This window comes from Streptomyces sp. NPDC007025 (assembly GCF_042869455.1).
Lineage (GTDB): Bacteria > Actinomycetota > Actinomycetes > Streptomycetales > Streptomycetaceae > Streptomyces.
Map to the genome: position 1 here is coordinate 202,521 of NZ_JBIAFT010000010.1, position 24,874 is coordinate 227,394.

26 protein-coding genes and 1 tRNA gene are annotated in these 24,874 nt (G+C 72.2%); 21 read left to right on the forward strand and 6 right to left on the reverse strand.

Features of this window, described 5'->3' with window-relative positions; translation table 11 throughout:
- Positions 1 to 378 precede the first annotated feature (378 nt).
- A complete protein-coding gene (locus ACFYMO_RS20830) occupies positions 379 to 825 on the forward strand; it encodes a GntR family transcriptional regulator (protein WP_388547974.1) in 447 nt (148 codons plus the stop codon).
- Positions 826 to 827: 2 nt separating this feature from the next.
- Positions 828 to 1,382: an HD domain-containing protein gene (locus tag ACFYMO_RS20835; RefSeq protein ID WP_388547977.1), complete on the forward strand. Its 555-nt coding sequence runs from the start codon at positions 828 to 830 to the stop codon at positions 1,380 to 1,382.
- Positions 1,383 to 1,386: 4 nt separating this feature from the next.
- On the opposite strand, the gene ACFYMO_RS20840 is transcribed toward ACFYMO_RS20835, so the two are convergent.
- Both ACFYMO_RS20840 and ACFYMO_RS20845 read right to left on the reverse strand, forming a co-directional pair.
- Complete coding sequence (locus ACFYMO_RS20840; RefSeq protein WP_388547980.1) at positions 1,387 to 1,860, reverse strand: NUDIX domain-containing protein; 474 nt, start codon at positions 1,858 to 1,860, stop codon at positions 1,387 to 1,389.
- On the reverse strand, positions 1,857 to 2,630 hold the full coding sequence (locus tag ACFYMO_RS20845; protein WP_388547983.1) for a helix-turn-helix domain-containing protein: 774 nt from the start codon (positions 2,628 to 2,630) through the stop codon (positions 1,857 to 1,859). Before ACFYMO_RS20845 ends, ACFYMO_RS20840 begins: the two co-directional genes overlap by 4 nt.
- A gap of 1,035 nt (positions 2,631 to 3,665) precedes the next feature.
- Between ACFYMO_RS20845 and ACFYMO_RS20850 the strand changes: the two genes are divergently transcribed.
- The 16 genes from ACFYMO_RS20850 to ACFYMO_RS20925 all read left to right on the forward strand — a co-directional run bounded on the left by ACFYMO_RS20850 (position 3,666) and on the right by ACFYMO_RS20925 (position 16,061).
- Entirely contained in the window at positions 3,666 to 3,923 is a 258-nt protein-coding gene (locus ACFYMO_RS20850; RefSeq protein WP_388547987.1) for a DUF6284 family protein, read from the forward strand.
- On the forward strand, positions 3,923 to 4,210 hold the full coding sequence (locus ACFYMO_RS20855; RefSeq protein ID WP_388547989.1) for a DUF6303 family protein: 288 nt from the start codon (positions 3,923 to 3,925) through the stop codon (positions 4,208 to 4,210). The genes ACFYMO_RS20850 and ACFYMO_RS20855 overlap by 1 nt, the downstream gene beginning before the upstream one ends.
- Complete coding sequence (locus tag ACFYMO_RS20860; protein WP_388547991.1) at positions 4,207 to 5,208, forward strand: DUF2637 domain-containing protein; 1,002 nt, start codon at positions 4,207 to 4,209, stop codon at positions 5,206 to 5,208. Before ACFYMO_RS20855 ends, ACFYMO_RS20860 begins: the two co-directional genes overlap by 4 nt.
- The gene (locus tag ACFYMO_RS20865; RefSeq protein ID WP_388547993.1) at positions 5,205 to 5,705 is read left to right on the forward strand and encodes a hypothetical protein; all 501 of its coding nucleotides are present in this window, start codon (positions 5,205 to 5,207) and stop codon (positions 5,703 to 5,705) included. Before ACFYMO_RS20860 ends, ACFYMO_RS20865 begins: the two co-directional genes overlap by 4 nt.
- Complete coding sequence (locus ACFYMO_RS20870; protein WP_388547995.1) at positions 5,702 to 6,070, forward strand: RRQRL motif-containing zinc-binding protein; 369 nt, start codon at positions 5,702 to 5,704, stop codon at positions 6,068 to 6,070. Before ACFYMO_RS20865 ends, ACFYMO_RS20870 begins: the two co-directional genes overlap by 4 nt.
- A gap of 85 nt (positions 6,071 to 6,155) precedes the next feature.
- The gene (locus tag ACFYMO_RS20875; protein WP_388547998.1) at positions 6,156 to 7,727 is read left to right on the forward strand and encodes a hypothetical protein; all 1,572 of its coding nucleotides are present in this window, start codon (positions 6,156 to 6,158) and stop codon (positions 7,725 to 7,727) included.
- Position 7,728: 1 nt separating this feature from the next.
- Complete coding sequence (locus ACFYMO_RS20880; protein WP_388548001.1) at positions 7,729 to 9,891, forward strand: hypothetical protein; 2,163 nt, start codon at positions 7,729 to 7,731, stop codon at positions 9,889 to 9,891.
- Positions 9,892 to 10,080: 189 nt separating this feature from the next.
- On the forward strand, positions 10,081 to 10,542 hold the full coding sequence (locus ACFYMO_RS20885) for a hypothetical protein (protein ID WP_388548004.1): 462 nt from the start codon (positions 10,081 to 10,083) through the stop codon (positions 10,540 to 10,542).
- A 17-nt stretch (positions 10,543 to 10,559) separates the two neighbouring features.
- A complete protein-coding gene (locus ACFYMO_RS20890) occupies positions 10,560 to 10,862 on the forward strand; it encodes a hypothetical protein (RefSeq protein ID WP_388548166.1) in 303 nt (100 codons plus the stop codon).
- Positions 10,863 to 10,912: 50 nt separating this feature from the next.
- A complete protein-coding gene (locus tag ACFYMO_RS20895) occupies positions 10,913 to 11,326 on the forward strand; it encodes an NUDIX domain-containing protein (RefSeq protein ID WP_388548007.1) in 414 nt (137 codons plus the stop codon).
- A gap of 21 nt (positions 11,327 to 11,347) precedes the next feature.
- Entirely contained in the window at positions 11,348 to 11,806 is a 459-nt protein-coding gene (ssb, locus tag ACFYMO_RS20900; RefSeq protein ID WP_388548009.1) for a single-stranded DNA-binding protein, read from the forward strand.
- A gap of 95 nt (positions 11,807 to 11,901) precedes the next feature.
- A complete protein-coding gene (locus ACFYMO_RS20905; protein ID WP_388548012.1) occupies positions 11,902 to 12,780 on the forward strand; it encodes a bifunctional DNA primase/polymerase in 879 nt (292 codons plus the stop codon).
- Entirely contained in the window at positions 12,777 to 13,109 is a 333-nt protein-coding gene (locus ACFYMO_RS20910) for a hypothetical protein (protein WP_388548015.1), read from the forward strand. Before ACFYMO_RS20905 ends, ACFYMO_RS20910 begins: the two co-directional genes overlap by 4 nt.
- Complete coding sequence (locus tag ACFYMO_RS20915; protein WP_388548018.1) at positions 13,106 to 14,338, forward strand: DUF3631 domain-containing protein; 1,233 nt, start codon at positions 13,106 to 13,108, stop codon at positions 14,336 to 14,338. Before ACFYMO_RS20910 ends, ACFYMO_RS20915 begins: the two co-directional genes overlap by 4 nt.
- Before the next feature lie 176 nt (positions 14,339 to 14,514).
- Positions 14,515 to 14,775, forward strand: a complete 261-nt coding sequence (locus ACFYMO_RS20920) for an excisionase family DNA-binding protein (RefSeq protein ID WP_388548021.1) — start codon at positions 14,515 to 14,517, stop codon at positions 14,773 to 14,775.
- 80 nt (positions 14,776 to 14,855) lie between these two features.
- Positions 14,856 to 16,061 carry a tyrosine-type recombinase/integrase gene (locus ACFYMO_RS20925; RefSeq protein ID WP_388548024.1) on the forward strand — a complete coding sequence of 402 codons (1,206 nt, stop codon included), beginning with the start codon at positions 14,856 to 14,858 and terminating at the stop codon, positions 16,059 to 16,061.
- A 114-nt stretch (positions 16,062 to 16,175) separates the two neighbouring features.
- Here ACFYMO_RS20925 and ACFYMO_RS20930 read toward each other — a convergent pair.
- A tRNA-Val gene (locus ACFYMO_RS20930) sits at positions 16,176 to 16,247 on the reverse strand.
- Between the two features lie 170 nt (positions 16,248 to 16,417).
- Here ACFYMO_RS20930 and ACFYMO_RS20935 point away from each other — a divergent pair.
- Both ACFYMO_RS20935 and ACFYMO_RS20940 read left to right on the forward strand, forming a co-directional pair.
- Positions 16,418 to 17,674 carry a hypothetical protein gene (locus ACFYMO_RS20935; protein ID WP_366770736.1) on the forward strand — a complete coding sequence of 419 codons (1,257 nt, stop codon included), beginning with the start codon at positions 16,418 to 16,420 and terminating at the stop codon, positions 17,672 to 17,674.
- Between the two features lie 187 nt (positions 17,675 to 17,861).
- Positions 17,862 to 18,566, forward strand: coding sequence for a DUF4383 domain-containing protein (locus ACFYMO_RS20940; RefSeq protein WP_388548027.1), 705 nt, complete (start codon positions 17,862 to 17,864; stop codon positions 18,564 to 18,566).
- A gap of 10 nt (positions 18,567 to 18,576) precedes the next feature.
- Here the strand turns inward: ACFYMO_RS20940 and ACFYMO_RS20945 are convergent, their stop codons facing one another.
- Genes ACFYMO_RS20945 through ACFYMO_RS20955 form a run of 3 tightly spaced genes read right to left on the reverse strand, consistent with a single transcriptional unit; the run spans position 18,577 to position 23,371 of the window.
- On the reverse strand, positions 18,577 to 19,638 hold the full coding sequence (locus tag ACFYMO_RS20945) for an HAD family hydrolase (protein WP_388548030.1): 1,062 nt from the start codon (positions 19,636 to 19,638) through the stop codon (positions 18,577 to 18,579).
- Positions 19,635 to 22,208 carry a phosphoribosyltransferase gene (locus ACFYMO_RS20950; RefSeq protein ID WP_388548033.1) on the reverse strand — a complete coding sequence of 858 codons (2,574 nt, stop codon included), beginning with the start codon at positions 22,206 to 22,208 and terminating at the stop codon, positions 19,635 to 19,637. Before ACFYMO_RS20950 ends, ACFYMO_RS20945 begins: the two co-directional genes overlap by 4 nt.
- Positions 22,205 to 23,371: an HpcH/HpaI aldolase/citrate lyase family protein gene (locus ACFYMO_RS20955; protein WP_366770700.1), complete on the reverse strand. Its 1,167-nt coding sequence runs from the start codon at positions 23,369 to 23,371 to the stop codon at positions 22,205 to 22,207. The genes ACFYMO_RS20950 and ACFYMO_RS20955 overlap by 4 nt, the downstream gene beginning before the upstream one ends.
- Before the next feature lie 271 nt (positions 23,372 to 23,642).
- Between ACFYMO_RS20955 and ACFYMO_RS20960 the strand changes: the two genes are divergently transcribed.
- A complete protein-coding gene (locus tag ACFYMO_RS20960) occupies positions 23,643 to 24,842 on the forward strand; it encodes a TerD family protein (protein WP_366770701.1) in 1,200 nt (399 codons plus the stop codon).
- The last annotated feature ends 32 nt before the right edge of the window (positions 24,843 to 24,874 follow it).

Sequence of the window (24,874 nt, forward strand, 5' to 3'; positions counted from 1 at the left end):
GTCACAGCCGCGGCCGGCCCCATCCGGCCCCGCCGACGACCGGGGAGACGACCGAGGAGGCCGGGCCCGGCAGTCCGGAAACAGGTCAGGGGCCCGCCGACTTCCGTCGGTGGGCCCCTGACCTGCATCTATGGTGTGGGCACAACTGGGATCGAACCAGTGACATCCTGCTTGTAAGTCAAGTGCGCCCCTCCGGGGATCAGGGCAAGCACCTTTCCTGAGCTGGGAAAACAAACCTCGTGCGTCCATTACCGTCCATGGCGCTCCGGGAGTTGTTGCCCCCCGTGGCTCCCGGCCTGGCTCCCTGCAAGACAGGAGGTCAGACAGCCGTGGCAGAGTTGGACGCTGGTTGCAAGTAGTGCACCCGGAGGAGGCTACGTGGCGCAGACCAGTCCAAGAGGCACCTACGCGCAGGTCGCCGAGACGCTGCGCAAGAAGATCGGTAGCGGGAAGATCCGCGAAGGACTGCCGTCCGAGGCGAAGCTCATGGAGCAGTACGGGGTCAGCCGGAGCACGATCGTGCGTGCCCTCAAGACACTGAGAGCAGACGGAGTGATCGAGTCGGTCCCGGGTTCGGGCTGGTTCGTGGCAGGGACCGGCGACCGGCGCCCTCTGGTCGACCGGGTCGAGGACTTCCTTGTTACCCAGGGCCTGGCCGTCGGGGACCCCTTCCCGAGCGAGAACGCTCTCTGCTCAGAGTTCGGGGTCTCCCGTACCGCGGTGCGGTCGGCGATTGCCCAGCTCGAAGGTCGGGCCATCGTTGAGATGGGCCCTGGACGCAGACGACGTATCCGAAACATCCCAGGCCAGAAGGAGCGGACGTAGCCATGACCTCCGTGGAGCTCACCGAAGACGCTTACGCGCTCGCCGAAGAAATGCTTGCCGAACCGCTCCCCCGCCGGTGGGCCCATTCATTGGGAGTGGCCGAGCGGGCACGCTCCCTGCGGCCAGTGCTCGGGACCGACGCCGAGCTGCTGGAAGCGGCTGCCATCCTGCACGACGTCGGCTACTCCCCCGGCATCGCTCACACCGGTTTCCACCCGCTCGACGGCGCGCGCTTCCTCCGCGAGCGCGGTTTCGACGAGCACGTTGTCCGACTCGTCGCTCACCATTCCTGTGCGCTCCTGGAAGCCGAAGAACGGGGGCTGCGGGCCGAGCTCGCCGACTCCTTCCCGACAGAGCAACCGCACCTCATGGATGCGCTCATCTACTGCGACATGACGACGACGCCGCACGGCAAGCCGACGACGTCTGACGAGCGTGTCTCCGAGATCGTGGGGCGATACGGCCCCGACACCATCGTGGGCCGATTCATCCAGCGGGCAGCACCTGAGATCCACTCCGCAGTGTCCCGCGTTCGGGGACAGCTCGCTTCGGCGTGACCGCTCAGCCGATGTAGGGCTCAGTGCGAGTCGCGTCCAGCCCATGCCTGATGCGAAGCATCATCGAAGGATGGATTGCCAGGGCGTCGAGGTCCGCCGGGTTTACCCAGCGGACCTCCTTCGATTCCGAACTGGTCCGCAATGTGCCGGCAACCGGCTGCGCACGGAAGCAGATGGAGAATTGCTGGCGCACCTCACCATCGTCGTAGGCCATCACGTGCTTCGGGTCGGTGTAGAGCCCGACCACGCTCAGCACCTCGACTCGGATTCCGGTCTCCTCTTCGACCTCGCGGACAACCGTCTCGCTGATGCTCTCTCCGACGTCGTGCCCACCACCCGGGAGTGCCCACAAGTCATTGTCGGTCTTGTGAATGAGGAGAAGACGCCCCTCAGCGTCCTGGACGGTCGCTGTCACGGAAGGCACCACAGAGTTCGCAGCCGGCGCCGCCGGGTCTTGGTAGTAGTCGATCCGACTCATTCGCTCCGTGCCTCCTGGACCTCACTCGGGGACGTGATCGAACGAGCACCTTCCCACACTCGCTCGACGCTCTCCGCATAGGTGTCGAAGAGCTCCCCGCCCGGCACCCGCTGGAGATGCAGTACCGGGGCCATGTAGGCGCCGACGCCATATACGTGGCCATTGGCCAGCAGCTCGTGATCGGCCCGGTAGATCGAGTTGTACAGCGTCGTTTGATGCAGCCGGAACTCGACTCCCGGGAGGCCGAAGAGAGGGCCGTAGTTCATCAGCGCGTTTCGGATCTTTGCCGCCATAGAAGCGCCGATCCCCTCGTCTTCACCCCGCACTGCTACCGCTGGGCTGGCGGGGTCCCCCAGCATGAATCTCACAGGGACCCCCGCAGCCGACTTTTCCCTGACCAGCCGGTGGAAGCCCGGGTCCTCCGTGAGCCAGAAACCGGAGTACACAAGTACGTCGAAGTGTGCGGTCGCGTCTGCGTAGAGCTTCGTCCAGAGTTCGGTAGGCACAGCCGAACGGTGCGGGTACAGCTTCAGCAGCTCGGAGTCACTGGACGTCACGACTTCTTCTACTGTGCGCTCGTCGCTCCACAGGTACGAGACTTCACGGCGTAGCAGCGATGCGGCCGCGTACTGGAATCTCCGGTAAGGCTTCCGGTTCGGCTCCGTGATCCATCGATCAACCGTCTTCGCTGAAACGCCGAGTCGGGCCGCGACCTGTTCGACCGTCAGGCCGCTCGCCACGATGGCGCCGCGAAGGCGCTCGTTCGCCATGCACCCTCCCCCTCGCGTGGGACGTCCCGGGACGACTTCGACCGTACAGAGTCGTCCCGAAGCCGTACAGCACGTGCCTACAACGTCATGCAACTCGCGGGCACGCTGGTCATGTGGCGTTCAGGGCAGACCAGTTCGGCCCTTCTCAGACTCATCGGCTTGACGAACCTGTCCCGCACTGCCATCTTGAGAGTCATGTACTACATGACTCGCTTAGAGCGGGTCGTGAAGCCGCATGGTGCACACGAACGCCCGGAGGACCCCGTGAGACGGGTCCGAAGGCAGCGTCCGTTCATTGCGAACTGAACAGCGTGATCCACCACCGTTTGAAGGCCGTGACGATGCCGGCCGAGGTGCGTGGAGATCCGTCGCCAGGCGCCATTACCGCTGGTGGTGGCAGCCGACACGTGTTAGGACCTCGCAGGGCTCATTGCTGCGGGCGAGCACGGAGGGTCGGCAGCCTCGCGACGCAAAAGAACGACGCGGCCCTCTACGGCTGGGACTACGGCTCGGGATGAAGGTCTCCCCGGGCCCGAACAGCGAGCGGACCAGCCTCCGCGTCAACGAGACCACCGCAGTCCTGTGCTGCACGTCGTCCCCCTCCCACCGTCCCCGTTCGCGGGGCCGGGAGGGGCGGCGGCGTGGGGACGCAGGACGACCCCACGTCAGCGCGCCGCCCGGAGCTGCAACTCCGGGCGGCGCTTCTACAGGCACCTGAGATGGAGGAGCCCGTGAAGTCCAGGATCACACATCTGTTGTCGATGACGGACGACGAGCGTCGGCAGATGGAGGAGGAGGTGCGGCGGCGGAACGCGCAGTCGCAGCAGGACGCGGCCGCCAAGCGCGGTTGAGCGCAGTCATACGGGCCCGCGCCGCCCAGACAGCGGCGGCGCGGGCCCTCACGCGTCACGGCATCCGGCATCCGGCCGCTCGCGCCCTTCTGGCTGCGGCGGCCGGTGCTGCTGCTGCCGCCTACGCGGCCGGCCACCGGGTGCACGACATCCACCACCCCACGTTCTGGAAGGAAGCAGACCGATGAATGTGCTGCCGCTCACCTCCCGCAGCCACACCCCCCGCACCGACACCGACGGACCGAGTGCGGCCGAGCTGGACGCCATCGAGAACGAGATGCCGGTCATCGACGCCGAGGTGGAGTTGCTGGACGCACAGATCGCCGTGCTGGACCGGACGCCGAGCGAGCTGGACCGGCAGCGTCTCCGCCGGTTCGAGCGGCGGCTGCTGACCGCCCGCCGGGAGCTGGCCAACCAGTGCAGCGCGCCGGAGGTGGCCTGATGACCGAGACGTTCACCGCGCAGATGTCCAACCTCTGGGATGGCCTTTGGCGGCTGTATGTCGTCCTCTACAACACCACCGCCCCGTGGCCCGAGTACCGGTTCGAGGGGGCCAAGCCGCCGACGTTCACGGAACGGGCCGAGGCGTTCAACCGGCTGGGGTTCGAGCTGGTGCCGGGTGCCGGATGGACCTGGGTGGAGGACAGCAAGGACCCGGATGACCCCGCTTCTCCGGTGGTGCTGATCGCGGCCACGCAGGTGCGTTCACTCGGGGCGGTGGTCGCGTGAACGGCGTTCAGGTGCGTTCAGCGGAGCGCGCGCTCTCGGTCGGCACGTGGCTGATCGTGGCCGGGGCGATGCTCTACTCCATCCTCACCGTCACCCCCCTCGCCGCCGCCCACACACCGGACGAGTGGGCGTGGACGGCGCCGATCCTGCCGCTGGTGGTGGACGCCGCGGTCGTCATCGTCGTCCGCCTGGACGCCGTGCTGGCCCGCCTGGGCGGGAACGGGGGCCGCTGGCCGGTGGTGCTGCGGTGGATGACCGGCGGCATGACCCTCGCCCTGAACGTGGCCGACTCGGCCCTGCACAGGGACCTTGTCGGGGTTGCCGTGCATGCGGTGGCGCCGCTGCTGCTGATCGTGACCGCCGAGACCGGACTGGCCTACCGCCGCGCCATCACCACCGCCGTGAACACGCTGGAAGCCCAGCGCCGCACCGAGCGCGCCGAGCGGGAGCAGGCCGCAGTACAGCGGCGTGAGGCCACCGAGCGGCAGGCCCGTGAGGAGCGCGAGCACGCGGCGATGCTGGCGCGTGAACAGCGTGAACACGAGGCCCGACTCGCCCGCGAGCAGACCGAGCGCGAGGAGCGGGCCCGGCGGGAGGAGCGCGAACGCGAGGAAGCCCGGGAGCGGGCCGAGGCGCAGGAGCGTGAACGCCAGCAGCGCGAGCGTGAACACGCTCAGGCCGAGCGTGAACGCCGTGAACGGGAGGCCGTCCAGCGGCGGGAGCGGGAGGCGTGGGAGCGGGCCGAGCGTGAACGCCAGGAGCGCGAGCGTGAACAGGCCCGGGCCGAGCGTGAACGCGCCGCCCTGCTGGCGGCCGGCCCCGCCACCGAGAAGCAGGACGAGGAGACCGCCCGGCACACCGTGCAGGCCGCGTTCGGCGCCGGGCTGCCGGTGCGTCAGGCGGCCGAGCTGTGCGGCTGGTCGGTCGGCTGGGTCTCCACCCGCTACCAGGAACTGCGCGACACCCACACCCCGGCCCTGGAAGGAGCTTCCGCATGATCACCCTCGTTCGCCGCAGCACCCTGACCGCCCTGCGCTCCGGGCTCACCCAGGCCCAGGCGGAAACCGCCGCCGCCCGCCAGGAAGCCCAGCAGCACGGCGCGGAGAGCCAGCGCAGCACCGATTCCGCGATCCGGGCCGAGTCCGCCCTCCAAGAGCTGCAAGGTGCGCTCGCCCGCAGCCGGGAGGATGCCGCCCGGCTTGAGGGAGAGCTGGACGCCCTGCGCGCCCAGTCCCTCCTGGACACCGAGGACCGGCAGGCACTGCGCACCCTGCTGCGCGTCACCAGGAAACAGCAGACCGACCGCGTCTACGTCCTCCTCCACCACGGGCAGCTGCACAGTGTGCACGCCAGCGTGGAAGCGGCGGAGGCCGCGGCCGAGGCCGAGGGCGCGCCCCGCTCGGGATGGACCACCCTCCCGCCCGGCGCCGCCCACCCCCCGGCCTCCGAGGTGTCGTGGCGGGTGCAGCCGCTCCCCCTCGGCGGAGCCCGGTGAACACCACCGGGCAGACCGCATGCGCCGCCCCGGAGACGCTGCCGGTCTACCGGTGGCGCCTGGCCCCTGACGGTCTGGCCACCCGCCGCCAGCTCCGCGCGAAGGGGCTGCGCCCCGGCGGGCAGGAGGTGGCGGCGGTCATCGAACGGCCCCGCCGCCGACGCGGCCCGCTGGTCGCCTACCTCTACCGCATCGACCTCGCGAAGCCCGTTCGGCCGATGACCCCGGCGCGCGGTCGTGCGCTCGCAGCAGCGTTGAGGGCCCGGCGTACCTGTCCGGTCTGCCGGGTGGTCCGTCCCTACTGCATTTCCCGGTCGCTCGGCGAGTGCGTGCACTGTGCCGACGCTCCCGGGCTCGCCGCATGACCCGACAGGCGAGAGCCCGGACGCTGCCGACCAAAGCACTGCGTCCGGGCCCTCTCTCGACTCCTTGGAAGGAGTGCACACCAGGATGACGGACACCACGATGAAGCCGGTAGAGGCCCCCGAGACGCCGCCGGCCGCCGAGGCCGCACCGCCCGCCCGGACCGAGACCACGCCGGCGCCCGAGACGGCCCCGGCGGTGGAGCACACGCCGGGTGGCTGGCCGGTCGTCCCGCTCGCGTTGACGGGCACGAACGCCGCCGCCTCCCTGCTGGGTTCGGCTGCGCTGGTGGGCGGTCCGGCCGCGCTGGCGGTCGCCGCGACCGGGGCGGCCGCGCTGGGGACCGCGGCCGCGGTCCGCACCCGCCGCGACCGGACGAAGCCGCATGCTCGCTCTGCCAGCAGGAAGGCCGCGGCCGGCGGACGCGGGGGCGCGGGTGGCAGTGTGCCGCGCCAGTCCCGTGGTTCGGCGCCGGGAACATCCGGCCGCAAGCCGGGCAAGGGCTCGGGCAACGGCGCCGGAGTGGGACGCAGGTCCGCGCCGGCGGGTTCGGCGTCCGGCGGGCTCACGGCCCGGAAGGGCAAGGGCCACGCGTCCTCGAAGGCCGGTACCGGCGCGCCCGGTTCGGCTGGTGCGGGGAAGTCGCGCGGGCGGGTGGGGCAGGTCAAGGCCCTGCGGGAAGCCCAGCGCAGCGCGGCGCCCACGCGTGCGCAGCGCCGCGCTGCGACCAGTGGTGCCCGGCGGTCGGCGGCCGATGCCCGGCGGGATGCCAAGTCCCGGGCCAGGAAAGCGGCGTCGTCCGGCAAGGGGTCGGTGGGCCGCACGCTGGCGAGGGGGCTGGACCGTGCGGGCAGGGCCCGCGGCGCTGCCGTGGACAGGTCCCGCGCGGCGCGTGACCGGCAGGCGGCCGGGAGGGTGGCCGACCAGCGTTCGGCGCTGCGCAGGGCACCGGCCCGCAACAGGGCCCGTCGGGCACTGCTGCGCTCCGCTTCCCGCTATCAGGGCCGCCGTCTGCTGGCGGCGCTGCTGGCCGGCGCCCTGGGCGTGATCGGGCTGGTGAGTACCCCGCTCGGCAGGCGGCTGGGGGTGCGGTGGATGCAGCACCCCGGCCGCCGTCTCTACGCCCGTATGACCGGCACGGCCGCCCAGCAGCGCACCGACCGCGACCAGTCCATCCGCGCAGCTCAGCAGGACGAGGAGGCCGCCGCCGAGGCCGAGGCGGCCGCCGACGGCAGCGAGGAGATCAAGGACCGGGCCGAGCGCCCGGAGGCACCCGTACCGGCTCCGGCCGAGGACACGACCGAAGGAGAGCACATGTCCGGTTTCAGGTTCGAGGACCACGCGGCCGAGATGGAGACCGCCGCACAGAGCTACGACCCCGACAACGCCATGGAGATCCTGGCCATGGTCGAAGGGCTCCCCGCCGCAATCACCTCGGTGGCGAACGTGATGAAGACCCTCGCCGAGCGCGCCGACTCCGAGTTCCCGCTGGAGAAGGAGGTCGCCGACGGCTTCAACGACATCTTCGGCGCGGTCATGAGCGCCGTGGCGGTCGCCGAGGACATGGGCCCGCTCTTCCGCCAGGCCCACGAGCAGGACATCGCCCGCCACGAGGACCCCCGCAACGGCCCGGAGGCCGAGAAGGGCTGGAACGTCTGAGATGAGCGCCCCCACCGTGAACCTGAACAAGCAGCCGAAGAAGACCACCACGCGGTCGAAGAAGTCGGCTGGCGGTGGGCCGGTGTGGGACTGGGCGGCCGGGCACGGACCCGTGACCGGCGCCCTGTCCGCCACCACCGGCGCCTTCGCCCTCGCCACCACCGGCGCCGCCGCCCACATGCCGCCCGCCTGGGCCCTGGGCGTCGGGGCGGCCGGAGCGATCGGCCACACCGCGACCAGCCTCCGCGACAAGCTCTCCGCCCGCACCATCGGCATGCGCGCCGCCTCCTGGCTGGTGGGCGCCGGGTGGACGACCTGGGCCATGGCCACCGGCCCCCTCTCCTGGGCCGCCCTCGGCTCCCTGGCCACCCTCGGCGTGGGGATCGGCGCCTCGGCGCGCTCCACGCTGCTGCACGAGGAGGCGCGCGAGCTGGAGGCCACCGCCGCCGCTGAACGCCAGGTCGCCCGCGAACTGTCCGCCGAGCGGCGGGCTATCGCCACCGAGTGGGCCGAGCGTATCCAGCGCGTGTGCGGCGTGACCGTGCGAGTGGTCGCCGTCGAGATGTGGCCCACCGGCACCGGCTTCACCCTCGACGCTGAACTCCCCGCAGGCGGGGTCACCTACGACAAGATCGCACGCGAAGCGGCGCGCCTGTCGGGGGATGCTCGCCTGCCGCACGGCTGCACCGCCTCCGCCTCCCCCGGCATCCACCAGGGCCGGGTGCTGGTGGATGTGGCCACGGTCAACGTGCTCTCCCAGGAGCGCACCTACCCCACCGACTACGCCCCGCTCAGTCTCCTGTCGGGGCTGCCGTGGGGGATGCGGACCAACGGTGAGGAGTGGCGCGCCTACCTGCGCGAGCAGTGCGCCCTGGTGGTCGGGCCCACCGGCTCGGGCAAGACGAACATGGTCCACACGATCCTGGCCGGATTCGCCCGCGCCACCGACGTGCTCACCTGGGTCATCGACCTCAACTCCGGATCGGCCGGCCTGCCCTGGGTCAACCCCGCCCTCAACGACGACGGCACCTTCGCCGAGGGCATGGCACCGGGTGTGGACTGGCTCGCGGCCACCGAGGAGGAGGCCGTGCTCATGCTGGATGCGGCCATCGCGGTGGCCAAGGAGCGCAAGCGCGCCTACCAGGACCTGCTCTCCCGCGCGAACACCGACCTGTTGCCGGTCTCCGCGAAGATCCCGCAGATCATGCTGGTCATCGACGAAGGCGCTGAGATCCTGGCCAGCACCGACCGCGCCACCCGCAAGCTGGGCGAGAAGATCCTGGAGGTCATCCGCATCGCCCGCGCCATGGGTGTGCGCACCGTACTGACCGCACTCGGGGCCACCGGGTCGGTGCTGGGCAACCTGATGATCCGCCGGGAAGGAAAGGTCCGCGTCGCCCTCACCGGAGGCGAGAGCGAGGGCATGGACCTGTCCAAGATGTTCCCCGGCTCCCGCGGCCTGCGCACCGACCAGGCCCCCTACAAGGGCGCCGGCTTCATGGGCACCCCCGAATCGGCGGCCGCGCTGTTCAAGGCATGGCGCATCCTGCCCAACCAGATCCGCGACATCGTCGCCGCCACCGCGGACCGACACCCGCTCCTGGACGCCAAATCAGCCCGCGCCGCCGGCGACGCCTACACCCGCCGATGGAAGCCCGACCGCACCGCCTGGATGCGGGACGACACCCCCGGCCCGAACACCGCCAGCGCGGCAGACGACCGCCACGGTGGGGGGCTGAACCTCTCCGCCCTCCGGGACCCGGAGCCGCCGCCCAGCAGCGGGCAGGCCGACCAGGACGCGCTCCTGCAGAAGTTCCGCGCCCAGATCGACGCCCAGTTCGACACCGCACCCGACCACGGCGCCGAGCCGCCCGCGGCCGAGCAGCCGCCCCCCGCGCCGGGAGGCGGACTGAACCTGTCCGCACACGAGGACAACCCCGCCCGTGACGCCGCCCTCGCCCTGCTGCTGGCCGCCGGCCCCGAGGGCACCGGAGCCTCCGCCATCGCCCGCGGCCTGGCCGAGGAGTACGGCACCACCCGGCAGACCGTCGTCGGCTGGCTCAAGTCCTGGACCGACGACGGCACCGCCCACCGGGTCGGCACCGGCACCAAAGCCCGCTACGTCCACCACCGCCACACACCCGGCAACGACACCCACAACTGAACGCTTGTCGCCTGTCGCTTGTCGCCCCGAGAAGACCCCTGCACGGCCCTCAGAGGCCCGAAAACCGGCTTTGACCTGCGAGACGACAAGCGACAAGACAAGACAAGCGACAAGCCGCACGACAAGCAGACGACGGGCAGCACCCCACCCAACCGGGGCGCTGCCCGTCGCTCGTGAAGGGAGCAACTTGTGCACCCCGACACCACACACGAGATCCCCGCCCCCCGCGTACTCCACCCCCGACCCCTCACCCCGACCCCCATGACCGCCGCCGAGATCCCGCCCGGAGTCGAGGTCGTCACCCTCCCCGACGGACGCCGCACCCTCGCCTACACCCAACCCCCCGTCCCCACCGGGCACCCCCAGACGACCCCGCCTGCGGGGGTGCCCGGGTGGGCGAAGACGACCGCGCTCCTGGCCCCGACCGTCGGCGCGGGGATCGGCGCCGGCGGCTTCGGACTCTCCTACGCCGCACCCGGAGTCATCGCCATGACCGACGCCCTCTGGGCCACCGCCGCCCTCATCGCCACCGGCTGCGGCGGCGCCGCCCTCCTCCTGTCCCGCTGGCGCAACCGCACCCCCGCCCACATCACCCAGAACATCACCGCCCACGGCTTCATGAGCCGCGCGAGCGGCACCATCAACCGCTAGGAGCCCCCGTGCCACGCATGCGCATCCGCTACAACCCCTGCCGCCCCGCACTGATCCTCACCGACACCCCGCGCCCGGACTGCCGGGCCTGCCACGGCCAGGGCGGCCACAACCACGACTACGGCCACCCCGAGACCGGCGAGTACGAAGGCACCGAATGGGAGCCGTGCCCCTGCTGGGACGACACCCACACCCACACCCTGCTCCCCCTGCCCCGCATCCGCCTGCCCCGGCACAAGCCCCGCACCGGGCAGCCCGCCGCGGACCCCTGGAACACCAACGGCAACCAGCCCGCGAAGGGCGACCAGCCGTCTTTCTAGACAGCCCAGAGACCGCCCCATGCCCACCTGATCTCCGACCGGGAGCTGACATGACCGAGTCCTTCGAGACGATCCGCTACACCGCGGACGTGGTGGCCGTGACAGAGGACCGCCGCGTTCTGCTCATCCAACGGGACTGGCCGCCGCACGAGGGAGCCTGGGCGCTACCCGGTGGCCACGTGGACGCAGGCGAGACAAGCCGCGCCGCGGCTTCCCGCGAACTCGCCGAGGAGACCGGTGTGTGGGTTCATCCGGCACACCTGCGGCAGATCGGCGCCTTCGACCGGCCCGACCGCGACGAGCGCGGCCGGTACGTCACGGTCGCCTACCTGGCGCACGTCTTCGCCGACACCCCCCTCGTGGCTGGTGACGACGCCCGCACCGCCCGCTGGTGGCCGCTGACCGCGCTTCCGGACCTGGCCTTCGACCACGCCGACATCCTGACCACCGCCGCGCACATCTGACCCAGCAGAAGGAGAGAACCCATGGCCATGGGAGACACCCCCATCACGATCATCGGCAACCTGACCGACGACCCCGAGCTGAAGTTCACCGCCTCCGGCGCAGCACTGGCCCGCTTCACGGTGGCCTCCACGCCGCGGCAGTTCGACCGGGAGTCGGGCCAGTACAAGGACGGCACCGCGATGTTCCTGCGCTGCTCGGCCTGGCGCGGCCTGGCCGAGAACACCGTCGCCTCCCTGGGCAAGGGCCACCGCGTGGTGGTCTCCGGACGGCTGCGGCAGCACAACTGGCAGACCCCCGAGGGCGAGAACCGCTCCATGCTCGCCATGGAGGTCGATGAGATCGGCCCCTCCCTGCGGTTCGCCACCGCACAGCCGGTCAAGGCCACCGGCGGCAACACCGGCGGGGTCGGCGGCCCGAAGGCCGAGGGCAGCGACCCGTGGAACAGCAAGCCGCAGTACAGCGACAACCCCCCGTTCTGACCCCGCCCGGGGCGAGCGCCCGCTCTCGCCAAAGATGCGCGCTCGCCCCGGCTCTCCCCCATCCCCGTTTTCGACAGGAACAGGAGACCTCCAGCATGCCCCAACAATCCCCGTCCACGCTGCTGGCCGCAGCCCTCGACCTGGCGGCGCACGGGCTGCCCGTGCTGCCCCTCAGCCGCGGGAAGCGCCCCTTCGGCAACTGCTCCGCCTGCGCGGGCAACGTTTGCGGGGGACGGCCGAACATGAAGCACGCCGGCGCCTGCCACTGCCCGCACGTGTGCCACGCCTGGGCCGCCGCCACCACCGATCCGCACGTGCTCACCTCCCGTCCCTGGCAGGCTGCCTGGCAGCGCGCCGTCCACCTTGCCTACCACCCGGCAGGCGCCGGGCTGACCGTGGTCGACCTCGACAACGCCGAGGCCGTGGCCTGGGCCCGCGCCACGCTCCCGCCCACACGGACCCTGGACACCGCTCGCGGACAGCACTGGATCTACCGAGGGGTCATGTCCTCGGCCAACCGCGTGCGGCCCGGTGTGGACCTCAAGTCTCACGCCGCCTACGCCCGCTGGCTGGGCACCGGCACCGGCGCCCCGGCGCCCCTGCCTGGCGTGGTGCGGGCGCTGGTGGAAGAAGAGACCACCCGCCCCCGCGCGCGGGTGGTCTCTTCACCCGAGGCGTCCGGCACCTGGCAGCGGCGCCCGGCACACGGCTGCCGCCACACCGAGGGCTACGTGCGCACCGGGCTGGAGCGCGGCCTGGCCAAGGTCCGCGCCCGCACTGAGCAGGGTGCCGGATCGCAGGCGTTCGGCGTCGCCCAGTTCCTCGCCACCCGCCACACCGCCTGTCCCGGCCCCTGCGGTCTCGACTCCCTGGCCGAGCAGATCGTGGCCGCCGCCGTCTCCGTCGGAGTCCCCGAGCCCTACGCCCGCCGCGCCGTCGCCAACGGCATGACCGCAGGCCAGGGGACAGCATGACCAGCCCTCCGGCCACCGCGCACCACAAGCCGGCGCCGCCACGGGCCCCCGCACAAGGGAAGGTCGCCCGTCAGGGCGCCCTTTCAGCTCTTCCCCCCGACCAGCAGACCACCCGGCCGCCTGCCCGCGGCGGCCGGTATCCCGTGGCCTGGCTGACCGTCACCGCGCCCGGCCGCGGGACCGTGCCCACCGCCACCTCGGTGTGCGGCTGCGGACGCAACCGCAGCGCCGTCGGCCACCGCAAGGTGGCCGCGCTGGTCGAGGAACACACCGCCCACCGCACCATCTGCCCGCTGCTGAACCGCACTGAAGGGAGGGCGGCCGCATGATCGAGCCCATCGACGGCGCCGCACTGCTCGACGACGTCGAGCGCTTCCACCGCCGCTTCAACGTCTTCCCGACCGAAGCCGCCTACGTCGCCGTGGCGCTGTGGGACGCGCACGCGCACCTGATCGACGCCTTCGACGGCACCGCCCGCATCGCGTTCCTCTCCCCGGAACCGGGCTCGGGCAAGTCCCGGGCCCTGGAGATCTCAGAAACCCTCACCCCGAACGCCGCGATGCTGGTCAACGCCTCCGCCAACGCGCTCTTCCGCTTGGTGGAGGCGTCCGAGGGTCTGCCCACGCTGCTCTTCGACGAGATCGACACCGTCTTCGGCCCCAAGGCCGGAGACAACGAACCCCTGCGCGGGTTCCTCAACTCCGGCTACCGGCGCGGCGCCAAGTCCCTGCGCTGCGTCGGGGACGGCGCCAACCAGAGCGCGGGATGGTTCCCCTCGTTCTGCGCGGTCGCCGTGGCCGGACTCGGCTCCCTCCCGGACACGATCCTGACCCGCTCGGTCATCATCCGGATGCGCAAGCGCGCCCCCAACGAGAAAGTCGAGCCCTACCGCCGCCGCGTCCACGAGAAGCAGGGCCACGCCCTGCGAGACCGGCTCGCCGAGTGGGCCGCCACCGTCCATGAGCAGGTGGCCGAGGCATGGCCGCAGATGCCCGAAGGCGTCACCGACCGCCCCGCCGACGTATGGGAACCCCTCCTCGCCGTGGCCGACGCCGCCGGCGGGACATGGCCCGAGCGGGCCCGCGCCGCCTGCATCGAGCTGGTGACCGCAGGACAGGACAACGAGGAAGCCTCCCTCGGCATCCGGCTGCTCACCGACCTGCGCGACCGCGTCTTCTGCGGCGCCGACCGCATGCCCACCGCCGTCATCCTCGAAGCCCTCCTCAGCATGGACGACGCGCCCTGGGCCGACATGGACGACAAGCCCCTCAACGCCCGCGGCCTCGCCCGCGTGCTGGGCCAGTACGTCACCCCGGGGAACAAGCCCATCAAACCGCGGGGAATCCGCACCCCCTCCGGCTTCCCCAAGGGCTACTACGCCGAAGACCTCGCGGACGCCTGGGAACGCTACTGCCCCCCACCCCCCGAGAAGTCCGCCACGTCCGCCACGTCCGCCACACCGCAGGTCAGCAGCGGTGCATCCGTGGCGGAAGCCCCCTCCGACAGCCGCCACACGCCGCCGGAAACCGACACACCACCGCTGAGCCTGGTGCGCTGACCAGCACCCACACCAGCCCACACCGGGACGCACCCGCGCGCCCCCGGTGTGGCCGCACCAATCCGCCACACAACCGCAATCCGCCACACCCGCAGCCCTCTGACCTGCGATGTGGCGGCGTGGCGGACGTGGCGGATTCCCCAGACCGGAGACGGAGAGCCCCGAAGGAGCCACACATGGCCCACCCCCAGAAGCTCAAGCTCAGCGAAGAAGAGATCGGAACGAGTGCCCCCCTGGCAGTTCCGTCCGTCCGAATGCACAGCGTCGAAGAGGCGGGGCGAATGCTCGGCCTGAAGCGCTCGATCACGTGGGAGGAGATCCGGTTGGGGCGGTTGAAGTCCGTCCGGGTGGGTCGTCGGCGTCTCGTTCCGACCGAGTACATCGAGCAGTACGTCGAACTGCTCAAGCGCGAGGCTGAATCCGACCTCGCCGCGTAGTCCATCCAGACATCTCGTAAGCCGAGCCGGGCCACCCGAGGGTGGCCCGGCTCTTGTGCGAAAGGACCACGACTCAGCTCATGGCCGACCACGGCGAGAACAAGCGGGGCCAGGGTGAGGACTCGATCTACTGGGACAAGTCCAAGAACCGGTACGTCGGCGCGATCTCGGATGGCTTCACCCCGTCCGGCAAACGCCGCCGCCCCAAGGTGACCGGCAAGACCAAGACCGAAGTCCGGCGGAAGCTCCGGGAGCTGCGGAAGGAGCTGGACGCCGGCACGCGAGTCCCCGCCCGCTACACCGCTGGCGAAGCCGTCAAGGACTGGCTCAAGCGCGGGCTGACCGGCCGGGACGATTCGACGGTCGAGTTGTACCGCGGCTTCGCGGAAAAGCACGTCATCCCGCTCATCGGCAAGGCGAAGTTGAAGGAGCTCAGCGCCGACGACGTTGACGACTGGCTGCACGACCGGGCCCAGCACGTCTCCACGCGGACCCTGCGCATTCTGCATTCGATCCTGCGGCGCTCAATCACCCACGCCCAACGCCGTGACCGGGCCGTGCGTAATGTCGCCCTGCTCGTGACCACTCCGGAAGGTCTGGAAGGCCGGGAGAGCAAGTCATTCTCGCTGGAAACGGCGAAGAAGATCCTCGTGACGGACGAAGGCTCCCGAACACATGCCTACGTCGTCACCTCACTTCTCGGGGGCGCCCGCCCGGAAGAGGCGCGGGCCCTCATCTGGGGACACGTGCATTTGGACCCTCCTGCGGACTTGGGGGACGACGCGAGAGAGGAGTGGTGCCCGTACTTGGAGGTATGGCGCTCCACCCGGCGGCACGGCGACACCAAGACCAGAAGGAGCCGGCGCACTCTGGCACTGCCTGCCTACGCTGCCGAGGTCCTGCGACTGCACCGCGCTCGGCAGCAACGGAGCCACGCTCGCCGGAAGCGGCAGTGGGACAGCTCTGCACTCGTCTTCGCCACCCGGGACGGCGGCAAGCTCGCCGCGGGGAACGTGCGGCGCGACTTGCGGAAGCTGCTGACGAAGGCTGATGTCGAAGATCCGGATGACTGGACGACCCGGGAGCTCCGAACCACCTTCGTGTCGCTGCTCGCGGATCACGGTCTGTCGAGCGAGGACATCGCTCCCCTGGTGGGCCACCGCAGCACCATCACGACGGAGGTCGTCTACCGGAAGCAGATCCGCCCAGTGATCAGCAAGGGAGCGAAGGCCATGGACGACGTCTTCGCCGACATCACGAAGAAAAACGACCCACAGCCCGAGTGACCCGAAGCCGTGGCTCCCGGTTTGGCTCCCCGGGGAGACATGTACACAGCAAGGGGTCCCCGCAGATCTCTGCGGGGACCCCTTGCGTTGCTGGTCAGAGCCTTGACGGCACAGTGGGCACAACTGGGATCGAACCAGTGACATCCTGCTTGTAAGGCAGGCGCTCTACCGCTGAGCTATGCGCCCGGAGCACGTGCGGGTCGACAGCGTACCTTGCCTGGTGGCAGACAGTGCAAACGTGCGGTGCGGGAGCACCCCGCGAACGAATCAGCTCGTGTGTTCGTTGAGCCCAGGTGGGAGAATGAGCACCGGTCCAGGAGTCACAGGCACATACGGGGAGAGGTTACGTGACGGCGATGAACGGCGGTGGAATCCGCCGCTGGGGCTGGGGCAGTGGCCGCGCGGAACAGCTCCGGGCCGACGCGCAGACCGCGAAGGACTCCGCCGCCGCCGCGTTCTACGAACTCGACACCGCCCAGCGCGAGCTGCGCATCTCCATAGAGACCATCAGTGCCGTCGACAGCTCGCCCGCCGGCCGCAAGGCCGCGGCGGACTTCGCCGAGCTCGGCAGGCGCATCGACAGCGTCAGCCACGACTACATCAGCGCGGTCGACTCCCACGATCTCGACCGCGACGATCTGGACGGCGCCGCCGCCTCCCGTGCCCGCGCCGAGCTGGACCGGGCGCGCGGCGAGCTGGAGCGGGCCAAGGGTGACCTGGACCGGTTCGCGCAGAGCCTCGGCCCGCTGCTGAGCAGCGCGGAGAACCAGCTCGCACGCCTCGCACCCGCCGTCGAGCGGGCCCGGCAGTCGCTGCTGGGCGCCAGCAACGCGCTGGACGCGGTGCGGGCCGAGGGGCTGCGCGCCGACGACCTCGCTGCGCGGCTGGCGGCTCTCTCGCCCGAGCTGACCAAGCTCAACGAGGGCGCGGGTACGCACGGGGTGCAGGAGACCGTCCAGCGCGCGGACCAGGTCGTACGGGAGGCCGAGGCGATCCGCGCGCAGGCCGAGGGGCTGCCGCAGCGGGCGGCCGACATCGACAAGCGGATCGCCTCCCTGCGCACCCGCACCGAGGCACTGCAGAACCGGGCCGGGCAGGTGGAGCCGGTTCTCAGCGAGCTGCGGCGGCGGTTCAGTGCCGCCTGCTGGCAGGACCTGCAGCAGGTGCCGCAGCAGGCGGAGCGCTCGGCACAGCAGGCGGGCGAGAAGCTGCGGGAGGCCCGCACGGCCCGCGAGGAGCAGCGCTGGCCGGACGCGACGGCACTGCTGTCGACCGTACGGGCGCTGCTGAACACCACCGACGAGGCGGTGAAGGCCGCCGGGGACCGGCTGCAGCGGCTCAACGAGGTCTCCTTCGACCACAGCGGCGAGGTCGAGCGCACCCGCTTCGCGATCCGCGACGCGCAGCGGCTCGCGATGGCCGGGCGCGCCACCCCCGACCCCCGGCATGCGCAGCCGCTGGACGACGCGGTGGAGCGGGTGGACCGTGCGATCGCCTCGCTCACCGGCCGCCACCCGGACTACTGGCACCTGCTGACCGAGCTGGACGCGGTCAAGGAGACGGTGCAGCAGGTGGTCGACCAGATCCGCCAGGAGCGCGCGTCGGGCCACTGAGGCGGCGGACCGCGGCCCCTGAGCTGCCGGGCCGTACCAGGGGGCCGTGCCGTCACCGAGCGTCGCTGTTGAGGCGGGGCTGCCGCGGGCTGATGCTGGAGGGGACAGCCGAGCGCTCTCCAGCCGCCCCGAGGGGGTCCCCGTGGCTGCGTCACCGTCCCCCGCCCGTGCCTCCCACCCTCGCCGCGTGCTGCCGCGCGGGCGGCGGGTCCTGGACGAGCACATGCCGGTGCACCACAAGCTGAGCCGGGTCTACCGGCTGGGCTCGGCCCTGGTCGGGGTCATCCTGACGTTCTTCGGCATCCTGGGCCTCACCGACAACATCGGGTTCTTCGACACCGGTGGCGACCAGGTGGGCGGCCTGAGCACGAACGGCGCGCTCAGCGTGCTCTCCGTCGTCGTGGGCCTGGTGCTGTTCGCCGGGATGGTGCGCGGCGGGAACTTCGCCTCCAGCCTCAACATCACTTTCGGCGGTCTGTTCCTGCTCAGCGGATTCGTCAATCTTGCGCTGCTGGAGACGCGCTTCAACATGCTCGCGTTCGAGCTGCAGAACGTGCTGTTCAGCTTTGTCGTCGGACTGCTGCTGCTCGTCTTCGGGATGTACGGGCGCGTGGGCAGTGCCCTGCCGCACGACAATCCGTACTGGCAGCAGCGCCATGTGGACGAGGTCGCCCGTGCCCGGCGGGAACGCGACCGGAACGAGCAGCGGACGCGTGCCCGGTTGCGGGGCGAGGAGCTGCGGCGCCGGACCTCGCTCTTCGGCGGCGCGGAGGAGGGCGGGGCCTCCGGCGGGGAGGACGAGCTGAATCCGGGCGGCGGCGGGCAGCGGGAGGCTGAGGGCGACAGGGACGGCAACGGGGGCGGTGACGGCGGGCGACGGGGCGACCGGTGACCGGGCCGGGTCACCCCTCCGGCACCACCGCGGGCGCCCCGACCGGCTCCGGTCCGGTCGGCTCCGGTCCACTCGGCTTCGCCGTCACCGGCTCGGTGACCGTCTCTGTCGTCACCGTCTCTGTCGTCACCGTCTCTGTCGTCACCGTCTCCGGTCCGGTCGGCTCGGCCAGTGCGGACCCCATCCCGCGCAGTACGGCCTCCCCCGCCAGGACGCCGCGGTCGGGCAGCACCCGCAAGTGCGGCAGCCGCAGACCGCTGTCGGCGAGTTCGCCGTGTGCGGGGCGCCATGCCGTGTCGGCGAAGCGCAGCAGATCGGCGTCGAGCAGGGAGTCACCCGCCGCGAAGGTCCGCGCCGTGCCGGCCCGGCGGACCACCTCGGCGACGGCGGCGCTCTTGGTGAGCGGGTTCGGCACGGCGTAGACCTTGCGCCCCTGCAGGGAGACGCTCCAGCCCTGCCGTCCGGCCCAGTCGGCGAGCTCCCGGACCCAGGAGTCGGGCAGCAGCGCCCGGTCGACCACCAGATAGGCGAACAGTCCGTCCGCGACGCGCTCCTTGAGCAGCCACTCGGGGCGGGCCTGCCGCAGCATGTGGGCGCGGACCAGATCGAGCGGGGCGCACGCGGTCAGCCGCTCGCGCACCCGCTCCCGCCACGCGGGATCGCTCGCCCCGTCGACCAGCAGATGGCCACCGTTGGCGCAGACCGCGAAGCGGGGCTGCGGGCCGGGCAGCCGCACCCGGCGGTACTGGTCGGGGGTCCGGGTGGTGGCGGGCACGAAGACGGTGCGGTCGGCGAGCTCGGTCAGTAGCCGGGCGGCGTCCTCCGTCATGAAGGACAGCGGACGGCTCTCGTACGTCTCGACGCACAGCAGCCGGGGGGCCCGCGCGTCGGGCATGGTCAGTTCCAGCGCCGCGGCGGAGTAGATGAGCGTGCGGTCCAGATCGCTGGCGACCAGGGTGCTGCCCGCGGCCGGGGGTGTTCCCGCGCACCGGCCCGGGGCCGCGTCCGTGCCCTTGTCCGGAGCCGTGGCCGCGCCGGTGCCCGTGACCGGGTCCAGTGGCGCCGGATTCATCGTGCGGCCTTTCCGTCGGCGCCGGTGGCACCGCGCGTGTAGCGGGGGTGGACGATGCCGACACAGCTGTAGGGCAGCTCGTCGACCTCCTCGACGGGTACGCCGCGCTGGGCGGCCAGCAGCCGTACGTGGTCGAGGTCGGTGCCCGCGCCGCGCCGCGCCAGGATGCGCCACGGGACGCGGCGCAGCAGGACCCGGGTGGTCTCACCGACGCCCGGTTTGATCAGGTTCACGTCCCCGATGCCGTACGCCTCGCTGATCTCCTCCACGGCCCGCCAGCCCGCCCAGGTGGGTGTGCGGTTCGCGGAGGCCGCCGCTGCGGCGTCCCGGACGGCGTCCGCCCGGACCACGGGGAAGCACGCCGAGACCGTGTCCACGAAGTGCCCCGACAGGTCGCTCCCGGACAGCTCGCGGTAGAACTTCGCGCCGTGGAAGTCGTGCGGGCCCACCAGGTCGGCGCGCAGCACGGTGCGGGAGATCAGTCCGGAGACGGTCGAGTTGAGGCAGGCGGAGGGGATGAGGAAGTCCTCCCGGGTGCCGAACGTGCGCACGCAGGAGCCCGGGTCGGCCAGCACCGCCAGCTCCGGGTCGAACCGGGGGTGCGCGGCGAGGGCCCGGGCCAGCTCGTGGGTGATGGCGCCCTTGCCCGTCCAGCCGTCGACGAAGACGACGTCGGCCGGATCGTGGTGGGCCGCCAGGTAGGCCAGTGCGTTGGTGTCGATGCCGCGGCCGCGGACGATCGAGACGGCGTAGTGCGGCAGGTCCAGACCGTGCGCGTAGTGCGCCCAGCGGCGCATCAGCACCCCGACGGGCGTACCCGCCCGGGCCAGCGAGACCAGCACGGGGCGCGGCCCGCGTTCGGCGAGCACCGTCTCGGTGACGGTGCCGACCGCGCGGGCCAGCCGCTCGGCCGCGGACTCCAGCGCGTCGTGGAAGAGCCGCTGGTACTCCGCGGACGGCTGGTACTCCACGGGCAGCGACTCCGCGTAGTGCGCGCCGCCCGCCTGGATGGCCTCCTCGCGCTCCTCGGTGGGCGCCTCCAGTTCGACGTCGGACAGATCGCGCAGCAGCCACGCGACCTCGTCGTGCGCGTACGAGGAGAAGTCCGGGCCGTGCAGCGGCGCGGGAAGGCGCGGGGTGGTGCCGTCCGGGACGTAGGAGGGAACGACGGACAGCACCACCTCCGGGGCGCATCCGGCGAGCTGGTCCAGCAGCCCTCCGGGGGCGTGCAGCGCGGGAGTGTCGCCCACGCTGTCCACGACCGCGACGACGGCGTCGAAGCCCTGGCCGGCGATGTTGTAGGCGTAGCGGTCAGTGTGGCCGTCCGGGCCGGTCCCGCCGTCCGTGCTGTCCGGTCCCTCGTGGGGCGGCAGGTCGTGCGCGGGGAAGCGCAGCGCGGTGCGTATCGCATACCCGGGGTCGTCGACGGCCAGGACGGGCGAGCGGGTCGTGGTGGAGAAGCGGATCTCCGCCCGCCCCTCGGTGCGCCGTTCCAGCTCGGCCGCGAGCATCAGCGGCACGTACATCAGCTCCTCGCTGCCGAGGACCAGGACGCGGGGCGGCGCGCCCTGGCCGCGCTCCGCCGGGGCCGCGCCCTCCGCGGGCGGCGCCCCGGCGCAGTCCAGCGCGGAGAGCACTCGCTCGGCCATGCCCGGCAGCGCCGCCTCCAGGCGGAGCTGCTCGCGCGGCCCGAAGCCGTGCCGCGCGCCGTCCGGAAGCCCCTGCGGCCAGTCCGTCTCCGCCCGGCGCACGGCGCCCCGCGCCTCCGGCGGCGGCGCCGGATGCGGTGCGTCGCGGTGCGCGGCGACCAGCTCCCGGCCGCGCTCCAGCACGTCGTCGGGGAGCCCCACCCGGCCCGCAGCCAGCGCCACCACGTCGATGCGGGCGCCCAGCTCGGCTGCGAACTTCTCCAGCGCCGCCACGTCCGCGCCACCGCGCGTGTCGACCAATGCGGCCACCACATACCGGTCGCGGGGGTGGGCGGCGTGCAGCGCGGCGACGGTGTTGCGCACCGTCCGGCCGGTGGAGAGCTCGTCGTCCACCAGCACCAGTGGCCCGCCGGTGCGCAGCGCGTCCGGCTCCTCGGGCAGCAGCAGGTGCGAAGTGGCGTGGCTGTGCTCCTCCTCGAAACCGCCGTACCGGGCCACCCCCGGCACCGGGCGCCGCGTGGAATGCAGCGCGCTCGCACGGCTGCCCATGCCGTGCGCGACGGTGAGTCCCAGTCCGGTCGCGGTCTCCGCGAAGCCGAGCACCACGGAGCGGGCGGCCTCCGCTGCGCCGAGCCGCTCACGCACCCGCTCCCCCAGACGGCGGCCCGCCCCCAGGACCGCCGAGGGGCGCTGCGGAACATGCTTGCCCAGGACGGTGGAGACCAGCAGGTGGGCGCGCTTGGGGTTGCGCCGCAGTGCCAGGCCCAGGAGCCCGCGCAGCCCCTCGTCCTCCAGCCGCACCCCGAGCCGTTCGGCCACCCAGGTGCCCGTCCACCCCTGCGGGTCCGTCGCCGCTGCGGTGTGCGGGCCGGTCCCGGCCCCCGTCTCGGCCGCACCGGCCTCCCGTACGCTCGCGTTCACTTGACTCCCGCCGCCAGCAGTTCCACGAAACTCACGCCCTCACGCGCCACCCCGAAGACCTCACCGCGCAGCAGTGTGCGCTCGGCCCAGGCCCGGTGCGGCTTCACCTCGTTCATCTTGTTCGTATACGCGGAGCGGACCACTCCGCCACCGCCGCGCTCGGGGCGCAGCACATCGGTCGCATCGCAGAACTCCTCGTGGCTGACGACCGACAGCGCATGTACGGGAGCCACGTGCGAGGGGTGGATGCAGGTCTTGCCCAGCAGGCCGTTCGCCCGGTCCAGCTCGATCTCGCGCAGCAGACCGTCCAGATCGTGCTCGATCAGCGCGGCGCGCACGTCCTCGGCGCGGCCGCTCAGGAAGGGGCTCCGCCGCAACTGCGGCTTGAACATCCTCTCGTGCTGCCGGAAATATTCCCATACGGGCCCGGTCACCGTGAAGCCGGTTCCGTCGGCCCTGCCCAGCACGTTCACCACGTCCGCGATGACCGAGGCGACGATCTGCACGTCGTAGGCGGTCATCTCCGGTGTGCGCCGCAGCCCGTAGGCGGCGCAGAAGTCGGTGACGCCCAGCCGCAGCGCGAGGACCCGCTCGCGGTACTTCTCCAGGGTGCGGGCGATCCCGGCGAGCGCGTCCGTGCGGGTCTCCCGGTGCAGCAGCTCGGGCGACTCCAGGACAGGCATCGCGAACAGCCGCCGCTCGCACGCCGCCTCCGCCTCGGTGAGCGCCTCCAGGAACGGCACCGAGCGGTCCGCGGTGAACTTGGGCAGCACGAAACCCGACAGCAGCCGTGCCGCCGGGCCCAGCCTGCGCACCAGATCGGTGATCTGCCGGGACTCCCGCACCCGGACGAACAGCAACGGCAACTCGTCCGCCGCGGCCCGGTCCGCCAGCTCCCGGAGCTGGCCGACGAGGTTCGCCTCGGCCGGCGGCACCTCGGCGTCCGCGATCGAGTCCTCCAGGCAGAGCACCATCGAGACCACGCCGCGCGCCGCCTGCTTGAGCACGTCGCCGGCGAGCGCGGGCCTGGTGGCCGGGCTGTAGAGAGTGGCGCCGAGCGCGACCGCGAGGGTGCCGGCGTCCGCTTCGGAAGTGAACTCGGCAGGCTCACGGTGGAAGAGCGCGCTTCGGCGCTCAGGCGTCAGATGCCTGAAATGCCGCATGGATATCCCCGTCCCGCCGTCCCGGCGCCCGTGCGCGTCGCTCCGGCGTACCTGTGGCGTCACGCGGTGGCGGTGGTCCTGCCGGGGCCGCCGTGGTGCCGCGTCGCTGCTCATCGTACGTTCGAGCATCGGTCACGAGTTCCCCTGCCTCGGCAGCGGCCGCACCCGGCCCCCGCTCCGGAGCCGCCGGGCGCCCCCACGACCACGCCCCGTCGCCACCGCGGCACGTCCCGCGTTGTCGAGGGGGTCGGTCCGGGGGCAGGATGAGGACATGACGCACGCGATGACGAAGGGGTCGAACATCCCGCTGGAGTCCAGGACGGTACGCGCCGTGCTCTGCTGGGCCCCCGGCGCCGGAGTACCGGATGTCGATGCCTCGGCTCTGCTGCTCGGCCCGGACGGCAAGGTCCGCTCCGACGACGACTTCATCTTCTACAACCAGCCGCGCCACCCCTCGGGACTGGTGCGGCACCTGGCCAAGAAGCGTGAGCCCGAGGGGCTGCGCGACACTGTCGAGGCCGACCTGGGTGCGCTGGACGCCTCCGTGGACCGCGTGCTGCTGGCCGCCTCCGCGGACGGCGGCAGCTTCGCCGCCGTCCGGGAACTGCGGCTGCTGCTGCACGACGCGGCCGACCCGGACGGCGGAACCGAGGCCGGGCCCGGCGGAGCGCTCCTCGCCCGTTTCGACATCGAACCGGAGACAGGCGGCGAGACGGCCATGGTCTGCGGCGAGCTCTACCGGCGCGGGGACAGCTGGAAATTCCGCGCGCTGGGGCAGGGCTACGACACCGGGCTGGTCGGGCTCGCCACCGAGTTCGGCATCACCGTCGACGAGAGCGAGGCCGCCCAGACCGGACCAGGGCAGCGCACCGGCCAGGCGCACTCTCCGGAGCACGATCCGGACGCGACCGTGGCCCACACCCCCCGGCCCGACACGCTCGGCTCCGAGGACTTCCGGCTCGGCTCACCCGCCGGGACTGTGCCCCAGCCGCCGCCCGAGCCGGGCTTCCCGGAGCCCGACCCGGTACCGCCCGAGCCGCACCCGGAGCCCGGGCCGCCGCCGGAGCCCGGCCCCGAGCCGGTGCCGCCGGGTCCGCCGCCGGGGCCCACCCCCGGCCCCGGTCCCGTGCCCGGGCCGGATCCCGCGCCGCCGCCACAGCCTCCCGCGCCGGAGCCCCCGGAGCCGCAGCCGGATCCGGCCGGCGTGTCGGCCTCGGCCGTCACCGCGCAGGTGCCGCCGCCCGGCGCTCCGCCCGGTGCGCCGCCGTTCGGGCCCCAGGGCGTGGCGGGCGTCCCGGCCCCGCCGGAGCAGCCCCCCGGCTACGGCTTCCCGCAGCCGCCGCACCACCCGCCCCAGCAGCCGCCCGCCACCCAGCCGGCCTACGGCTACCCGCAGCCCGCCTACGGCTACCCGCAGCCGGACCCGGCGTTCGCGCTGCCACCCCAGGGCCCGCAGTTCCTGAACCGCTGAGCACGGAGCCGACGAGGCCCCGCCGGTCCGTA

Bases quoted from the DNA above. Each gene is read 5' to 3' on its own strand.
- ACFYMO_RS20945 (WP_388548030.1), bottom strand. From the start codon at position 19,638: ATGAATCCGGCGCCACTGGACCCGGTCACGGGCACCGGCGCGGCCACG.
- ACFYMO_RS20955 (WP_366770700.1), bottom strand. From the start codon at position 23,371: ATGCGGCATTTCAGGCATCTGACGCCTGAGCGCCGAAGCGCGCTCTTC.
- ACFYMO_RS20925 (WP_388548024.1), top strand. From the start codon at position 14,856: ATGGCCGACCACGGCGAGAACAAGCGGGGCCAGGGTGAGGACTCGATC.
- ACFYMO_RS20850 (WP_388547987.1), top strand. From the start codon at position 3,666: ATGAATGTGCTGCCGCTCACCTCCCGCAGCCACACCCCCCGCACCGAC.
- ACFYMO_RS20895 (WP_388548007.1), top strand. From the start codon at position 10,913: ATGACCGAGTCCTTCGAGACGATCCGCTACACCGCGGACGTGGTGGCC.
- ACFYMO_RS20960 (WP_366770701.1), top strand. From the start codon at position 23,643: ATGACGCACGCGATGACGAAGGGGTCGAACATCCCGCTGGAGTCCAGG.
- ACFYMO_RS20875 (WP_388547998.1), top strand. From the start codon at position 6,156: ATGACGGACACCACGATGAAGCCGGTAGAGGCCCCCGAGACGCCGCCG.
- ACFYMO_RS20935 (WP_366770736.1), top strand. From the start codon at position 16,418: ATGAACGGCGGTGGAATCCGCCGCTGGGGCTGGGGCAGTGGCCGCGCG.
- ACFYMO_RS20905 (WP_388548012.1), top strand. From the start codon at position 11,902: ATGCCCCAACAATCCCCGTCCACGCTGCTGGCCGCAGCCCTCGACCTG.
- ACFYMO_RS20865 (WP_388547993.1), top strand. From the start codon at position 5,205: ATGATCACCCTCGTTCGCCGCAGCACCCTGACCGCCCTGCGCTCCGGG.
- ACFYMO_RS20835 (WP_388547977.1), top strand. From the start codon at position 828: ATGACCTCCGTGGAGCTCACCGAAGACGCTTACGCGCTCGCCGAAGAA.
- ssb (WP_388548009.1), top strand. From the start codon at position 11,348: ATGGCCATGGGAGACACCCCCATCACGATCATCGGCAACCTGACCGAC.
- ACFYMO_RS20915 (WP_388548018.1), top strand. From the start codon at position 13,106: ATGATCGAGCCCATCGACGGCGCCGCACTGCTCGACGACGTCGAGCGC.
- ACFYMO_RS20845 (WP_388547983.1), bottom strand. From the start codon at position 2,630: ATGGCGAACGAGCGCCTTCGCGGCGCCATCGTGGCGAGCGGCCTGACG.
- ACFYMO_RS20855 (WP_388547989.1), top strand. From the start codon at position 3,923: ATGACCGAGACGTTCACCGCGCAGATGTCCAACCTCTGGGATGGCCTT.
- ACFYMO_RS20890 (WP_388548166.1), top strand. From the start codon at position 10,560: ATGCGCATCCGCTACAACCCCTGCCGCCCCGCACTGATCCTCACCGAC.
- ACFYMO_RS20910 (WP_388548015.1), top strand. From the start codon at position 12,777: ATGACCAGCCCTCCGGCCACCGCGCACCACAAGCCGGCGCCGCCACGG.
- ACFYMO_RS20920 (WP_388548021.1), top strand. From the start codon at position 14,515: ATGGCCCACCCCCAGAAGCTCAAGCTCAGCGAAGAAGAGATCGGAACG.
- ACFYMO_RS20840 (WP_388547980.1), bottom strand. From the start codon at position 1,860: ATGAGTCGGATCGACTACTACCAAGACCCGGCGGCGCCGGCTGCGAAC.
- ACFYMO_RS20880 (WP_388548001.1), top strand. From the start codon at position 7,729: ATGAGCGCCCCCACCGTGAACCTGAACAAGCAGCCGAAGAAGACCACC.